The organism is Aeromonas sp. 61P (assembly GCF_051919545.1).
In the GTDB taxonomy this organism is placed as follows: Bacteria; Pseudomonadota; Gammaproteobacteria; order Enterobacterales; family Aeromonadaceae; genus Aeromonas; species Aeromonas veronii.
In genome coordinates, this window is record NZ_JBQBEL010000001.1 from 3,116,971 (window position 1) to 3,130,234 (window position 13,264).

Sequence of the window (13,264 nt, forward strand, 5' to 3'; positions counted from 1 at the left end):
TGCTTGGTGCTTAGGGCAGTTATTGACACGGGTCCAAGGGAACTGACGGCCAGACTGGACAGGAGTCGCCAGCGCTGCGCGCTGCCCACTCCTGCCAGTCGGCCCAGTCCAGAGCGATGAGGTGGTTGTTATCGAGGTCTTCGAGAAGCTTCTCGCGTCCCTGCTCATACAGTTCGTCAGCCATGTGCAGGTATTCGCCTGTTTCGGTGGCAGTGATGAAGTAATCACGCACCTGCTCAATGAGTTTTTTCTTCTGGGTTTCCCACGCTTCCAGCGACTTGATTTGGTAACGCTTGAGGCGGGTAGCAATGTGAATTTGGTTGAAGAGAAGACCATCAACGGTGGTCTTTGCAGGGTCGCCGTATTGGGTCAGGCGGCCTTCTGGACTAACGCGCAGCTCGAAATCGGCGGCGTTCTCGTGGTACGGACGGCCCACGTTGCCAGCGTTCAAGCGAGTGAAGGCGCGGGGAGTGGAGTAAGAGGGGCGCAAGGTCTGAGCGTCACGGGGGCAGAAGATGCCGCCCATTGCGACACAGAAAGCGTCCCAGTTGCCTTCGTCAGCAGCACGGCGACAAGCGTCCAGCAGCAGCCAATCGCCTTGGGAGAGGGTCTCGAATCCGGGCATATCGTAGTCCTGATTAGCCATCCGGCGCAGTTCACGCCAAGCGGTTACTGTTGGGCCGCCGACCTGTTGGAACTGGCGGATATTGTTGGCGCTCTTCCATGCAAGGACGCGCTGGACAGTGGTAAGGGCAGAGGTTCCGGTCTCGAAGTCTTCGCCAACGGCGAACCCATCCACGTTTTTTGCGATGTATTTGGAGCAGTAGCCCACAGCAGAGCCGCGCTTGAGAGATAACGGCTTGCAGGTAAAGCGGTGTTTGCTGGCGCCCGCCTCATTGGGGGAGTCCTTGAAGCACTCTTTCCGGCAGATAGAGCGGTACTCATTGGCGCGTTCGTAGGGCACGAAGATGATGCAATGCCAGTGCGGTGTACCGTCTGCATGAGGCTCGGCAAATCGAAATCCGTATACAGAAATTGGCTCACGGGGGGCCTTTTCAGTGCCCTTGTCAGCACAGCGGCGGCCAATGTTGCGCCATACACCATTGAGGTAATCCTGTCCGTCTTTGACGGTAGGGCGGCCCGCTGCAATCCAGCGGGGGTTAGTCTTGCCGCCGCTGGTCGGATGGAAGCGGGAAGGGCAGGTGATGGTGAGGAACAAGGCGGCGTGGCGTTCCTGCTTGGCGATGGTTTCGAACCCTTTGAGGCGGGTCATCAGCTCGGCGCGCTGTACCTCTGGATTAGAGACAGAGGCGTCTATCGCATCGGTAAGAGAAACACCATTAAGAGGATCAGATATATCAACAGCAGCCAAGCCTGCAAGGGTGGATCTATTCTTGTGCACACGATGGGCACGACGAGACACAAGATAATCCGGTGCATAAACCTGTCCGGACTTGTGAACCATTCCAGCAAGACGGGCAGCATCGAAAAGTCTACGAGCAGACACACGGCGAATAAGCCGAGCCAAGAAAGTAGGTAATACCCAACGATTGAGCCAATGACATGGACGTGCCACATCGGGTTCTTCAAATTGGTAATCATAATCTGGATCGAGCAGGTCATAGCTTTCCAGAAGATGGCGCGCATTTCGGAAGGCGGGATATTCCTCTTCGTCTCCATCAAAATAATCCTTACGCAGGGTCAACACATGTTTAGCCAGGCGCTCGGCGAATGCCTCGAACGCCTCATCGTCAGAGGTGAGGTTAAGGGTTCCGCAGTCGCCGGAAATGTTCATCAGGTCAAAAAGCTCTTTGATACGCTGATTCGCTTCAAGCAAACCAGCGTACTCAAGGGCTTGTGAGTAGGCAGAACGGAACCACGGCAACAGGTAGTGATTGCGCACGGTCATATCGCGGCGGTGCTGGCAATGCTCGGGGGCGTTGATATCGCCATAATTGAGCAGGGCTTTATCATCGAGATAGGCGAAAGAGCCGACCCGAATATGGTCAGAGTCCTTGTCGGCATAGACAGATTTGAGGTCTACGGGTTTGAGGGCGGCTTGTTCTTGGGCCCAGTCTTCCCGAAGCATCGCCATATAAGGCTCTGAACTGCGGAGACGTAGTAAGTATAAATCGTGGTCAGAATAGCCAGAGCCAGCGCCGAGAAGGGGATAGCCAGAACGATGAGAAGGACGTCCCAGAGTGAAATGTCCGGTATTTGCGGAGCGGCCATTGTTCAAGTCCCTTTGGTTGGCGTAGGAGGTAAAGCGGATCATGACTTATTCCTCAGCCTGATAGCAGTAAACAGGGGAGGCGTCAGGCTCGAACGAACTGTAATCAGCCTCAGTGTTAGGGCAGTGAAGAACGTCAGAATACCCGTCACCTTCCATAAATTCGCCGCAGAAAGGGCAGGTAGGACGGTAAGCACGAAATGAAGACATGGCTTAAACCTCCCACTCACCAGCAAGACGAAGGTCATCTTCGCGGCGCTGATACATATTCCGGTCATCAAAACTGATGTCGTATTTGGGGGCAGGCTTGGGGGAGGGGGCAGCGGTCTTTTTGCCACATACCCAATCACCAGCAGCAGGGGAATAGACCTGTGGAGCAAGGCAGCCATAGGCCGAGTCGAAGCGGGATTTGCCACACTTGGGGCAAACAGGGTCAACCTTGGGAGCAGAATCGGCACCGTCACAGAGGACGTCACAATTCAATCCGGCATTAGTGACGCGGTAAGGCATACGAGCAGCGAGCTTGTTCACATGGGCAAGACGGGCCTCAAGCGGGTAATCTGGAGTGGTGCCGATAACCCCATTTATGGGCGCCATCTTGGTGAGAAGCTGGACGCGCTCGGAGAAGGCGTCGAGCCAGTCAAGTTGCTCTTGTACGGTGTGCTCGTCAGACCATTCAGGGTCAAGTTGAATGTCACCATCCAGAATCAGCAGGTCAGAAAAGGCGGCGCAACCTTCGCCGCCGCACTCTTGGCAAACGTGGTAAATCGGGGTTTGTTGCTGTAGGGTCTGGCGTTCCATGCTTCGTACTCACTGAATGGTAAGTTGATGTGAGTTTTAAGACATGTGCGAACTATTTACAACATACGGAAACAGGCACAGGGAAGGTGTGATAATCTTGATTTGACAAACATGAAAGGATGAGCAGATGGACTCTAAAACACTGATGGCGGCCTATATGAGGGCCAAAAACTACACAACTTACACTCAAGTTTCTAAAGACTTGGGTTTTACCACATCTTACATAGCGTCAATAAACAACGAACGGGCGCAATTTACTGATGAGACAGCAATTTTCCTTGCTCAGGGAGCGGGGCTTGATCCGGAAGAAGTGATAATTGCACTGAACGCAGTCAGAGCAAAGACTCCCGAGGCAAAAGCCACTTGGTACAGCATCCTAAAAAAGTATTGCGCAAACACGGGAGCCGCGCTGGCCGTGGGTTGCGTGATGATGGGAAGCGCTGAAACGACTTGCTTACTGACTGCGTATAATCATTTTTTATGTTAAATGATATCTTGTTGATCTGATGATATATTTGCCGTGCAGCCAGCAGCCCAAGGTGGAGGGGCATCTTCCAATGGATAATGGCATGAGATGAGAGATAACAAACTCGGAAACGTAATATCGCAAGGACATATGAGCCAAGAAATGACAGTGCGTGAAGAGCAAGAGGCGGGGCCCCAAAACAATGCCGAGCGGCAGCGCCAACATGTAAAACGCAAGCAGGAGACCCATACCCGGCTGCAATGCTGGATCAGCAATCGCCACGCAGAGCGATTGGCCGCACTGGGTCTTCATCTCGAAGACAGTCAGGCGTCACTCATCGAGCAGGCGATCGATCTGCTCTACCAACATGAGCTGGGTAGAGAACCTCCGTTTGAAAACAGAGTCGCCACACAGCTCGAAGAGACCGTTGAATAGACACAAGAGTGAAGTAACAGCGATACGTGAAAAGATAAAAAAAGCCAGGTACGAATTCCTTGTACCTGGCATAGGGGAATTGGCTCCTTGCAGAGCCGTGCGCTAACTGGTGTTCGGATTGCCTTAAGCTTAGACAAGGCTCAAGGCTTTTCAAGATCCGAAGAAAAGTTCAACCAGAGTGTGGGTATTTCAGACTCGTTCAAGTGCTGATGCACTGAACAACCCACTAGGCATTGAACAGATTGTTGTCACGCACCAGCTCGCGGGGGAGGGCATTCTTGACCCGACTCCCCACCCATTTCCCCATGCCCAGGGTATGCCCCTGATAGCGGACTATCACCTCGCCAGTACCAGCATCCTGTTCTGGCCAGACATCCCGCCCCATCATGAATTCCCGCGCATTGGCGCTATCCAGCTCGACCACGCCCTTGCTTGCTTTATCGCCATAGGCCAATGCCCACTCATGAGTGAGGCGATAACCTTTCTTGAAGGTTTCGGCCAACTTGATGCCGATGCGATCGAAACGAAGTTTGCCCTGCACCTGATCAAACCGCTGGGGGAAGAGCCAGATCTCGTCATTGCGGCCAAACAGCTGACCCTGCGGTGCCACCCCAAAGTTGGCTTCGATCTCGCGCAATATGGGTTCCGCCTCTTTGGCAGGAAGTGGCGCAAAAGGGAATTTACCCAGCTTGCCCGGCTGGAACATGGTGTTGGGCACCGAGTGAAGCTTGCGCAATCTGGCGACGAAAAAGCCTTCACTGTCGAAGATTTGGGGCCAAACGTGCAGGTATCCTTCGGATGTACAGGCCTGCTCTGCATGGGGGAACAGGTCTGCCAATGAGTCAAAACTCAAGGCATCGCCAAACTTGTCCAGCAGGGATTGGCAGACCGCCTGATTCTCCTGCTCACTCAAGGTACAGGTGGAGTAGACCAGCACACCACCCGGTTTCAGGGCATGGAAGGCGCTCTCCAGCAACCCTTGTTGCACCGCCGCAATCTCGTCGATGCTCTCGATGCTCCAGTTGCGCAGCGCATCTTCATCCTTGCGCACCGTACCTTCACCGGAGCAGGGGGCGTCGAGCAGGATAGCATCGAAGGTCTCAGGCAACCACTGGCCAAATACCTTGGCATCAAAATGGGTCATACCCACATTGGTCACGCCGCAGCGCTGGATATTGGCGCTGAGCACTTTCAACCGGCTGCTGGAAAACTCATTGGCAACCAGCATCCCCTGATTGTTCATCAAGGCGGCTATCTGGGTGGTCTTGGAGCCGGGGGCCGCCGCTGCATCCAGCAACATGCCATCCGCTTTGATCTTGTCGCTGGCAAAGAGTGCCGTCACCGGCAGCATGGAGCTCGCTTCCTGAATGTAGAAGAGCCCGCTCAAGTGCTCGGCGGTGTTGCCAAGGGGGACAGTTTCATCGCTGCGGGTCAGCCAGAAGCCGGTATCACACCAGGGCACAGGGTCGAGCTGCCAACCCAGTGGCTCCATCAGGGCGACGAAATCCGAGACGGCGATCTTCAAGGTATTGACCCGAATGCTGCGGCGCAGCGGACGTCGACAACTGGCCACAAACTCATCCATCGAGAGATGGGCCGGCATGATGGCCGCAATGTGGCGTAAAAAGTAATCGGGAAGGAAGGTGTTGTCGTGCACTGTGCCGTCTCGTTGACCGAAAAAGAGGGGCGATATCCTACCACAAGGCTAAGAATATTCTGAATCTGAACCCCATCAACAGGCACCGGAATATAAAAAAGCCCGGCACTGTGCCGGGCTTGGATGAGATACAAAGGGAAGAGATCAGGGCTGGATACGTGGACTCCACTCCAGCCACTCTTTCTCGGCTTTGCCATAGAGCGGATAGCTATGCCCCGCCTTGACGGTCGCCCCCATCTCTCTCTCCGGCGTATTGAAGGCGATGCCGCCAGCCAGCAGGCTCTGCACCGTCTCCACTTCGATGGTGCCGCCAGTCAACCCGATATCCGCCTTGACCCCGGAGACATTCCAGAAACGGGAGTTTGCCCGCACCAGATGGGCATACTCCTGATCGACGTTAACGTCGATCACCACCTCGCTACCATCCCGAGCCAGCGCCACCCTGGTGACACTGCCCACCACCATCTTGCGAAACAGCAGCGGGCTGCCGACGCTCAGGCCATTGACGGAGGGGCTCTTGAGGGTCAGGGACAGACCCACCGGGCCGACCTGGCTCAAGGGGAAGCGATCTTTGCCAGCGCCTTTACCGGGTTGTGCTTCTACAAACGCCCCCTTGATCAGGGTATCGAGGTGAGCGACACCGCCCAGCCCCAGCTTGGCTTGCACCAGAGTAAAGCGGGCGCCGGACTGCAGGAAACGCTCGGCATAGTGGCCATCGAGTTCCGCCTTGAAGATCACCTGACCCAGTGACGGCTCCAGCTCGATCTCTTCAATTTTGCCGATATCGACACCGCGATAGCGGATCGGGCTGCCAATCCCGAGCCCCGGATTGCTCTCTGCCACCAGTGACAGCTGGCGCACCTTGGCCTTGGCTTGCTCCCTGGAATCGAACAGTTGATGACTGCTGCGGCCATTGGCCAACCGATCGAACTCGATGGCGCCACGCAGCAGGGTACCGAGGTTGCCAACCTTGACCTGCACCCCATCGACCCGCACCTTGGTGTCGATAGCCGGTTTTTTCCAGAATTGGGGTTGCTGGGCGAGGAGGGGAGCATAGACCCCATCAATTTCGAGTTCGACCTCGACCCCCTCTTTGGCGGCGCGCAGCTGTTTGACCTTGCCCGCTTCCAACCCCAGATAGAGCACAGGTGAGCCAATGCCGATGCCATCGGCCTGATCTGCCTTGAGCAACCAGCGCTGGGGCTTGGCATCACGGGTACCGAGCAGTGCCAGCTCCTGACTGGGGTAGAGACGGTTAATCCGCTCGCCACTGCTGGCTTGTACCAGCTTGATCCCGCCTCCCAACCAGGCACTGGCCGGACTGGTTTCTACTTTGATGCCGCTCAGATCGGCATCGATCTGCAACGGGGCAGCGCGATAGAAGCGGGCACGGTTGAGCAGATGGCCATAGTTCGGCGCCATCACCAGCTCGACGCTGGCATTGCCGCGCGCATCCAGGATGAGCTGGCTGATGCGGCCCACCTGCAATCCCTTGTACCAGACAGGTGCATCCTGATTGAGCCCCGCCAGATCGTCAGCCTGCAGCGTCACCTTGGTGCCGCTCTGGGGCGCGCGATCGGTCAGGGTCATCTTCTGTACCGGTTTGCCCGCCACATAGTCGAGGCGAATGGCTGGGCCGGAGAGCAGGCGATCCGCATGCTGCACGCCGGTCGCGGAGAGAGAGACGCTCTCCCACACCAGTTGACTCTTGTCGGTAATGCGGTAAGCCTGCTCCGGGTTGATCAGCGCCGTCACCACCCGGCCTTTGTCGGTGAGACGAATGGGGTCGATACGACCGATCTCGATCCCCTCATAGAGGATGGGCATCCCCTCCTTGACCGGAAGATCGCCAACCGCAATGTCGATACGCTCGCCACGCGCCGCTTCCGCCAGCCCTTTATAGAGGACGAAAGTCTGTCCCTTCTCAGGCTCAGGAGAATCTTTTGGTGAGTCAAAGGCAATGCCGCCGCTCAGGATGGAAGTGAGGCTGCCTGCCTCCACGCTCACCCCGGCCAGACTGAAGGAGCCCTTGATGCCACTGATGTTCCAGAAGCGGGTATCAGCTTTGACCAGATGTTCGAAACGCGGCTCGATCACCAGATCCAGAATGACGTTCTGGTTGTCCTGACCCAGGCGGGTATTGATGACGCTGCCCACCTCGATACCGCGGAAATAGAGCTTGGCGCCAATCCCCACCGAACCCAGCGAATCGGCGGTCAGGTGCAGCATCCGCCCCTGAGCCTGATAGCCGGGAGGAGGGCCCTCCAGTGCATCGAAGGTCTCCTCCAGCGGATTGCTTTCACGCCCCGGTTGCAGGTTGATGTAGTTGCCGGAGACCAGGGTATCGAGGCCGGAGATCTCGGTGAGCGACGCCTTGGGGCTCACCAGCCAGAAGTCGGATCCCTTGCGGATCAGCGGTCTGGCACGGCTGTCAATCTTGGCCATCACCGCAATCTTGCGGCCATCTTCAGCCAGCTCCAGCTCTTGCACCACACCGATGGCCACCCCCTGATAACGAACCTGGGTTTTACCCGGCAAGATGCCGTTGCCCTGGGCGAAGTTGATCTGGATAAGCTGGCCACGGCTCAATACCTGCTGATAGAGAAAGCCACCCGCCAGCAGCAGGGCTATCAGGGGTAACAGCCAGACCGGCGATAACCAGCGACGCTTTTCGATGACGGGTTCAGCCCCGATCATAGTGACTCCTTATTGGCTGGATTAAACAGCACATCAGACAAAAACAGAGAAATCATCAACGGGCCGCCTTGTCCCACAGTAAACGGGTATCGAGCATGCGGGCCGACATCATGGTCAGCACTACCACACCGGCAAAGGCGGTGGCACCGGGGCCTGCGCGGACACTCAGCAGCACACCACGATCGACCAGTGCCACCATCAGCGAAATCACGAACAAGTCCAGCATCGACCAGCGACCGATAAAATCGATCACCCGATACATCACCAGCTGGCGCTTGCGCCGCACCGGTTTGGTCCGCTGCAACTGCCAGCAGATCCAGCCCAGACCCAATATTTTGCCCACCGGCACCAGTATGCTGGCGGTGAGGACTATGGTGGCAATCCCGCTCATTTTGCTGCGATAGAGCATCATGATACCGCTGAAGATGGTATCTGACTGCAGTAACCCCTTGTTGTAGAAATGGGTAATGGGCAACAGATTGGCAGGCAGCAACATGAAGGTGGCGAGCGCCAGCAAGCCCCACGACCAGGCGAGGGAGCGGGAATGCGCACCTGCAACTTGCTGCTGCAACGGGGGCAGACTGCCCCGGCTTGATAACGCACCAGCAGACCGCAGGTATGGCAGCGGCAGAGCCCCATCTCACGGGCGCTGGTCATGTTCCACCTCCTTTAACGGGATCCGCGCCCAGTAGGGGGCGGGGTCAAACAGGATCAGCAGGGTCATGTTGAGCAGCATCAGAATACCGAGGCTGAGCAAGCCGCCACCGAGGCGCACATCGGCGATGTCGATCAGTTTGAACAGGGCAACCAGCAGGCTGACGATATAGACCTCCAGCATGGCCCAGTGGCGAAACACCTCGACCAGCTTCAAGGTGACGGGAAGAATGTGCCAACGTTTGGCCAGACCCGAAGCCAGCACAAAGATCCCCGCCAATAATCCCACCGGCGCCAACACGGCGCACCAGAGCACCAGGCTGGCCACCCACCATTCGCCCTCGCCAAACAGCACCAGAATACCGCGCAGCAGGTCGGCGTCGGTGTTGACCCCAGCCAGCCGCAGATAGATCAGCGGCTCAAAAAATGCGGAGGGCAGCAGCAGAAATCCGGTGATGGTCAGGGCCATCAACTGGGAGGGACGAAAGGCATAACGGCCATAGAGATGTTGGTGACAACGCGGGCAGTGGGCATGGCGACGCAGCGGCAGTGCTTTGCGCTGGATCAGCAAGTCGCACGCCGGACAGACAATCACGGAACCGGGCTCCATCATACAATTCAACCTGTTGAAGGAATTGGTGAAATTTACCCTAAAACCGGTTTCCTGTCTTGCCTGCGGCCGGAATGTTACGAAAGTATAATTGACGTTAACGTAAACGTGATATTAGATAGCCAGACTAGACAGGTGAAAGGAGTCATGATGTCCAGTTTGTCCCCCTCGGCAGGCCTGCGCTTTCGCACCGCCCTTGCCAATGAACATCCCCTGCAGATCGTCGGCACCATCAATGCCTATATGGCGCTGATGGCCGAACGCAGCGGCTTTCAAGCTCTTTATCTCTCCGGCGCCGGAGTAGCCAATGCCTCCTATGGCTTGCCGGATCTCGGCATGACCTCCCTCAACGACGTGCTGATCGATGCCGAACGGATCACCGCGGCGACCCGTGTGCCGCTTCTGGTCGATATCGATACCGGCTGGGGCGGGGCATTCAATATCGCCCGCACCATCCGCGCGTTCGAGCGGGCCGGAGTTGCCGCCGTGCACATGGAAGATCAGGTGGCCCAAAAGCGCTGCGGCCACCGTCCCAACAAGGCGGTGGTGTCGCTGGAGGAGATGTGCGATCGCATCAAGGCGGCAGTAGATGCTCGCGAGAATAGCGAGTTCGTCATCATGGCCCGCACCGATGCACTGGCGGTGGAAGGGATGGAGTCTGCTCTTGAACGCACCGCTGCCTATGTGGCCGCCGGTGCCGACATGATCTTCGCCGAGGCGGTGACCGAGCTTGCCCAATACGACCAGTTCAAGCTGGCGGCCAAAGTGCCGATCCTCGCCAACATGACCGAGTTCGGCAAAACCGCGCTGTTTGACAAAGAGCAACTGGCCGCCCACGGGGTCGACATGGTGCTCTACCCCTTGAGTGCCAACCGGGCCGCCAATCAGGCCGCCCTCAACGTCTATCAACATATTCGCCAGGATGGCCATCAGCGCGCTGTCGTGGAGACCATGCAGACCCGGGAGTCACTCTACGACTTCCTCGGATATCACCACTACGAGCAGACACTGGATCGTCTGTTTACAGCCAAGGAATAGGAGGCAGCTTATGGGACAGCAAAAACCGTTGGGCGGGGCCGGTCTGCGCGGTCAAAGCGCAGGGGAGACCAGTATCTGCACAGTAGGCAAGAGTGGCACCGGTCTTACCTATCGCGGCTATGACATCAAGGAGCTGGCCGACAGCGCCCAGTTCGAGGAGGTCGCCTATCTGCTGCTCAAGGGGGAGTTGCCCGGTGAGCAGCAGCTTGACGCCTACAAGCGCGAGCTGCGCCGCCTGCGCACCTTGCCCCAGCCGCTGCTGGAAGTGCTGGAACGCATTCCCGCCGATGCCCATCCCATGGATGTGCTGCGCACTGGCTGCTCCATGCTCGGCGATCTGGAGCCGGAAGATGGTTTCGAGCATGAGCATGAAGTGGCGGATCGGCTGCTAGCTGCCTTCCCGGGCATTCTGATCTACTGGTACAAGTTCAGCCATGAAGGTATTCGTATCGCCCTCGACAGCGACGAGGAGTGTATCGGTGGCCACTTTCTGGCGCTGCTGCACCAGAAGGCACCGAGCGAGCTGGAGCGGCGGGTGATGCATGTCTCCCTTATCCTCTACGCCGAGCATGAGTTCAACGCCTCCACCTTTGCGGCGCGGGTTTGCGCCTCGACGCTCTCTGACATGTTCTCCTGCATCACCGCGGCCATCGGCACCCTGCGCGGCCCGCTCCATGGCGGTGCCAACGAGGCGGCCATGGCGATGATCGAACACTGGCAGGATGAAGAGCAGGCAAGGCGCGAATTGCTGGCCAAGCTGGCGGCCAAGGAGAAGATCATGGGCTTTGGACACGCCATCTACCGCACCTCGGATCCACGCAACGTCATCATCAAGGAGTGGTCGGCCAAGCTCGCCGAGGCGGTAGGGGATGATCGCCTCTATCGCGTCTCCTGCGAGGCGGAGAAGGTGATGTGGGAGGAGAAAGAGCTCTTTCCCAACGCCGACTTTTTCCACGCCAGCGCCTATCACTACATGGGGATCCCGAGCAAGCTGTTCACCCCCATCTTCGTCTGCTCGCGGGTCACCGGCTGGTGCGCCCACGTGATGGAGCAGCGCGAACACAACCGGATCATCCGCCCGAGCGCCGACTATGTCGGTCCGGCGCCCCGTCATTTTGTCTCTCTACAACAACGATAAGGAAATCACGATGTCCGCCAACGTCGACGTCAACCACAGACCCGAGCCCGATCAGGTGCTGGTCGATATTGCCGATTATGTCTGCAACCACCCCATTACCAGCGAGGCGGCTCTCGACACCGCCCGCTACTGCCTGATGGATACGCTGGGCTGTGGCCTCTTGTCCCTGCGCTTTCCCGAGTGCACCAAACACCTTGGCCCCATAGTCCCCGGTACACTGGTACCCCACGGTGCCCGGGTGCCCGGTACCCAGCTTTGCCTCGATCCGGTCAAGGCGGCCTGGGATATCGGCGCCATCATCCGCTGGCTCGATTACAACGACACCTGGCTGGCCGCCGAGTGGGGTCACCCATCCGACAATCTGGGCGGTATTCTGGCCACCGCCGACTGGCTCTCCCGTACTCGCGTGGCCGAGGGCAAGGCGCCGCTCACCATGGCCGATGTGCTGGTGGCCATGGTCAAAGCCCACGAAATTCAGGGGGTGCTAGCGCTGGAGAACTCCTTCAACCGGGTCGGTCTCGATCACGTGGTACTGGTCAAGGTCGCCAGCACCGCAGTGGTGACTCATATGCTTGGCGGAACCCGCGATCAGGTGATCGATGCGGTCTCCCAAGCCTGGGTCGATGGCCAGAGCCTGCGGACCTACCGTCATGCCCCGAATGCAGGGTCGCGCAAGAGTTGGGCGGCGGGGGATGCCACCTCTCGCGCAGTGCGCCTCGCCCTTATCACCATGAGCGGCGAGATGGGCTATCCCGGTGTGCTGAGCGCCCCCAAGTGGGGCTTCTACGATGTGCTGTTCAAGGGCAACCAGTTCGCCCTGCATCAGGGGTACGGCAGCTATGTGATGGAGAACGTGCTGTTCAAGATCTCCTATCCTGCCGAGTTCCATGCCCAGACCGCGGTGGAGTGCGCCATGAAGTTGCATGGTCAGGTGAAGGGGCGGCTCGACGAGATAGACCGTATCGAGCTCACCACCCATGAGTCGGCCATTCGCATCATCAGCAAGGTCGGCGCCCTCAACAACCCGGCCGATCGGGATCACTGCCTGCAGTACATGGTGGCGGTGCCGCTCATCTTCGGTCGCCTCATTGCCGAGGATTACGAGGACGATGTTGCTGCCGATCCCCGCATCGACGCGCTACGCGGCAAGATGGTGGTGCAGGAGGACAAACGTTACAGCCGCGAATATCTGGAGGCGGACAAGCGCTCCATTGCCAACGCCATCCAGATTTTCTTCAAGGACGGCACTCACACCGCCAAGGTGGAGGTGGAGTATCCGGTCGGCCATCGTCGCCGGCGGGAGGAGGGGATCCCGCTGCTGGTGGAGAAATTCCAGCACAATCTGGCCACCCGCTTCCCGACAAAACGGGTCAACGACATTCTGGCCCTCTGTCAGGATGGGCCGCGCCTTGCCGCCACCCCGGTACATGCCTTCATGGATCTGCTGGTGATCTGACCGGTCTTGCATTGGCCAACATATCGGCAAACAGTGATAAACGAAAAGCGGGCTCATCGGCCCGCTTTGTTATTCCGGCGGC

The 13,264-nt window shown here is 57.9% G+C and carries 10 protein-coding genes and 1 pseudogene; 5 read left to right on the plus strand and 6 right to left on the minus strand.

The window, feature by feature from the left end; genetic code table 11:
• Window positions 1-19 precede the first annotated feature (19 nt).
• Window positions 20-2,275, minus strand: a complete 2,256-nt coding sequence (locus ACTG2O_RS14815) for a replication endonuclease (RefSeq protein WP_439976223.1) — start codon at window positions 2,273-2,275, stop codon at window positions 20-22.
• Between the two features lie 168 nt (window positions 2,276-2,443).
• Window positions 2,444-3,031, minus strand: a complete 588-nt coding sequence (locus tag ACTG2O_RS14820; protein ID WP_439976225.1) for a hypothetical protein — start codon at window positions 3,029-3,031, stop codon at window positions 2,444-2,446.
• A 127-nt stretch (window positions 3,032-3,158) separates the two neighbouring features.
• Here ACTG2O_RS14820 and ACTG2O_RS14825 point away from each other — a divergent pair, with 127 nt between their 5' ends.
• Entirely contained in the window at window positions 3,159-3,518 is a 360-nt protein-coding gene (locus tag ACTG2O_RS14825; RefSeq protein WP_349930975.1) for a DUF3693 domain-containing protein, read from the plus strand.
• 141 nt (window positions 3,519-3,659) lie between these two features.
• On the plus strand, window positions 3,660-3,932 hold the full coding sequence (locus ACTG2O_RS14830; protein WP_339380310.1) for a RepB family protein: 273 nt from the start codon (window positions 3,660-3,662) through the stop codon (window positions 3,930-3,932).
• 226 nt (window positions 3,933-4,158) lie between these two features.
• On the opposite strand, the gene rsmF is transcribed toward ACTG2O_RS14830, so the two are convergent.
• The 4 genes and pseudogenes from rsmF to ACTG2O_RS14850 form a co-directional block, all read right to left on the minus strand.
• Window positions 4,159-5,589 (minus strand): 16S rRNA (cytosine(1407)-C(5))-methyltransferase RsmF, encoded by a 1,431-nt coding sequence (rsmF, locus tag ACTG2O_RS14835; RefSeq protein ID WP_439976228.1) that lies wholly within the window; start codon window positions 5,587-5,589, stop codon window positions 4,159-4,161.
• A gap of 144 nt (window positions 5,590-5,733) precedes the next feature.
• On the minus strand, window positions 5,734-8,286 hold the full coding sequence (locus ACTG2O_RS14840) for an MlaD family protein (protein WP_439976230.1): 2,553 nt from the start codon (window positions 8,284-8,286) through the stop codon (window positions 5,734-5,736).
• 55 nt (window positions 8,287-8,341) lie between these two features.
• Window positions 8,342-8,943 (minus strand): annotated as a pseudogene (locus ACTG2O_RS14845) (paraquat-inducible protein A).
• Window positions 8,927-9,553 carry a paraquat-inducible protein A gene (locus ACTG2O_RS14850; RefSeq protein WP_167572747.1) on the minus strand — a complete coding sequence of 209 codons (627 nt, stop codon included), beginning with the start codon at window positions 9,551-9,553 and terminating at the stop codon, window positions 8,927-8,929. Before ACTG2O_RS14850 ends, ACTG2O_RS14845 begins: the two are co-directional and overlap by 17 nt.
• A 147-nt stretch (window positions 9,554-9,700) precedes the next feature.
• Between ACTG2O_RS14850 and prpB the strand changes: the two genes are divergently transcribed.
• The 3 genes from prpB to ACTG2O_RS14865 are packed head-to-tail and all read left to right on the plus strand — an operon-like array spanning window position 9,701 to window position 13,182.
• Window positions 9,701-10,588, plus strand: a complete 888-nt coding sequence (gene prpB / locus ACTG2O_RS14855) for a methylisocitrate lyase (RefSeq protein WP_335844116.1) — start codon at window positions 9,701-9,703, stop codon at window positions 10,586-10,588.
• Window positions 10,589-10,598: 10 nt separating this feature from the next.
• Window positions 10,599-11,726, plus strand: coding sequence for a bifunctional 2-methylcitrate synthase/citrate synthase (gene prpC / locus ACTG2O_RS14860; protein WP_421286631.1), 1,128 nt, complete (start codon window positions 10,599-10,601; stop codon window positions 11,724-11,726).
• 10 nt (window positions 11,727-11,736) lie between these two features.
• Entirely contained in the window at window positions 11,737-13,182 is a 1,446-nt protein-coding gene (locus ACTG2O_RS14865; protein ID WP_421286633.1) for a bifunctional 2-methylcitrate dehydratase/aconitate hydratase, read from the plus strand.
• The last annotated feature ends 82 nt before the right edge of the window (window positions 13,183-13,264 follow it).

Excerpts from the sequence above, each read along its gene's own strand:
- ACTG2O_RS14825 (WP_349930975.1), top strand. The coding sequence starts at position 3,159 with ATGGACTCTAAAACACTGATGGCGGCCTATATGAGGGCCAAAAACTAC.
- ACTG2O_RS14840 (WP_439976230.1), bottom strand. The coding sequence starts at position 8,286 with ATGATCGGGGCTGAACCCGTCATCGAAAAGCGTCGCTGGTTATCGCCG.
- ACTG2O_RS14815 (WP_439976223.1), bottom strand. The coding sequence starts at position 2,275 with ATGATCCGCTTTACCTCCTACGCCAACCAAAGGGACTTGAACAATGGC.
- prpB (WP_335844116.1), top strand. The coding sequence starts at position 9,701 with ATGTCCAGTTTGTCCCCCTCGGCAGGCCTGCGCTTTCGCACCGCCCTT.
- ACTG2O_RS14820 (WP_439976225.1), bottom strand. The coding sequence starts at position 3,031 with ATGGAACGCCAGACCCTACAGCAACAAACCCCGATTTACCACGTTTGC.
- ACTG2O_RS14850 (WP_167572747.1), bottom strand. The coding sequence starts at position 9,553 with ATGATGGAGCCCGGTTCCGTGATTGTCTGTCCGGCGTGCGACTTGCTG.
- prpC (WP_421286631.1), top strand. The coding sequence starts at position 10,599 with ATGGGACAGCAAAAACCGTTGGGCGGGGCCGGTCTGCGCGGTCAAAGC.
- ACTG2O_RS14830 (WP_339380310.1), top strand. The coding sequence starts at position 3,660 with ATGACAGTGCGTGAAGAGCAAGAGGCGGGGCCCCAAAACAATGCCGAG.
- ACTG2O_RS14865 (WP_421286633.1), top strand. The coding sequence starts at position 11,737 with ATGTCCGCCAACGTCGACGTCAACCACAGACCCGAGCCCGATCAGGTG.